Source organism: Acinetobacter sp. 228, assembly GCF_048147885.1.
On sequence record NZ_JAYWYV010000149.1, the window covers coordinates 1 to 1,716 of the forward strand.

Sequence of the window (1,716 nt, forward strand, 5' to 3'; positions counted from 1 at the left end):
ATCAATAACGAGAACTTCATTTGGTTGACAACTCATCAAGACTTGTCTTAAACCACTCGCATTGATCGATTCAATCCGAACTGTACGTACAATCCCCACCACCTTATCTTCAGGTCTTAAGGGGAATACCTGAGGAATATATCCCTGATCAAGTACATGACCAATAGTAGAGGTTGCTATTTCTTTATATGCTGTAACAAGTGCTTTAGTATCAATTTGATTCATCTTTAAATTTTCCGATTTCTTTTAAACGTAAGGGACAATTACGGCATAAGGTCTGCTCAGCCTCTTCGAGCTGAAAATAAAAACAGCATTTTTGTCTCATAAAAGTATTAAATTCTGGATGCCATCCATTCCATAAACGCACAAATGGATTTTCAGTTAAATAAAAACTTTCGGCAGCTTTTGACTTAAAGAATTGTTTTTGCTGTTCTAACCGAGACTGTATATCCGGATTTAGATTTTGATTTGTAAAAGAATGATAAAACTGTACTACTCGAACAGCTACATTTTCCCAGAGTAATACATAAGGTACGCGACCTATTTTCGCTAACTGCTTAAATAGCACATTCAGTTGTTCTATCAAGTCATTAAACTCTTGCAAATGTATAATCTGAAAAGAATAAAAACTTGTTTGGTTTAACTGTAAAGTCCTATCCCAATACCATTGTTCCGGCAAGTCTATAACTAATGCTGAACTATCCCATTTTACAAATGGCAAAACAGCCACATGGCAATATAAAAAAGGTAAGATCCAACTTGTACACCAATATTTGACAAATAATGAGGTCGCACAAGTTAGATTTTTAGCATGAATACGTGTTGCAAAATCCTGTAACACCTGTCGACATACATCATCATTCAACAGACAATCTAAGGTTGTTGAACTTTCAGGTAGTATTTGAACATTTAATTTCAGACGCTGTTGCAATATAGGCAGAGTTGCACACTTCTCTGCCTGTATTTTAAAAGACGTATTCATCGTCAGATATCACTAACAATTTAAGGCATACCAAAGTGGGTTTCGGGTTTTCCCAATTCCCGATGGCATACTACCAATCCGTGTATCTTGTTCTAGCAAAGGTCGAAGTAACTGCTTATATGGCCATTCAGGCACTTCAAATAGTAAATGTTGGAGCTGGGCCAAAATCTCTGGCTGGAAGTTTAGATTTTGAATAACTTGCTGTAACGCATGAGCAAGTACAGACCATAGATTCTTAACTTCAATTTGATAATGACTCGCTAAATTATCAACAATACACCCTAGATTAACCTGAATACCTAAAGTTTGAATATAAAATAACAGAGCCTCTACCGATTCATGATAAAGCGTATTTTTAAAATCATGTGGACTCAAATAATTAGGATCTTTTAATCCGTTTTGCTCTACCCAAGGTAAATAAATACGTAATGAATCATGATCACGGAACATCAATCCATCAAATTCGCCATTTTTCAACACAAGACATATGTTTTGCCCATGAATTTCACCCATAAGCCCTAAGCGGAATAATCGCAAATTTACATCAAAGAAACATGTACACAGTTTCTCAAACTCGATAAGTATCTGCTTGGAATTTATGTCCTTGTGTTGAAGCTGCAAAATATAATCAAAAATGGCAGGCTGATCCATAATTGTATGTCCAAGACTTGCCATTGGTATAAGTTGATAAGGTTCTTGCAATAATTCAGCTGGAATATGACGGCGCTGAGCTG

At 35.9% G+C, this 1,716-nt stretch carries 2 protein-coding genes and 1 pseudogene; all 3 read right to left on the minus strand.

All coding sequences use genetic code 11. The features are described from left to right. Nucleotides 1-225 (minus strand): annotated as a pseudogene (locus tag VXQ92_RS16820) (RraA family protein); the annotation flags it as partial. Further along, complete coding sequence (locus VXQ92_RS16825; RefSeq protein WP_001097748.1) at nucleotides 212-982, minus strand: (2Fe-2S)-binding protein; 771 nt, start codon at nucleotides 980-982, stop codon at nucleotides 212-214. The gene VXQ92_RS16825 and the pseudogene VXQ92_RS16820, both read right to left, overlap by 14 nt. A 12-nt stretch (nucleotides 983-994) precedes the next feature. Continuing rightward, the coding region (locus tag VXQ92_RS16830; protein WP_416682587.1) for an IucA/IucC family C-terminal-domain containing protein at nucleotides 995-1,716 on the minus strand (722 nt) is incomplete at its 5' end.

Coding starts and splice junctions, on each gene's coding strand:
- VXQ92_RS16825 (WP_001097748.1), bottom strand. CDS start 982: ATGAATACGTCTTTTAAAATACAGGCAGAGAAGTGTGCAACTCTGCCT.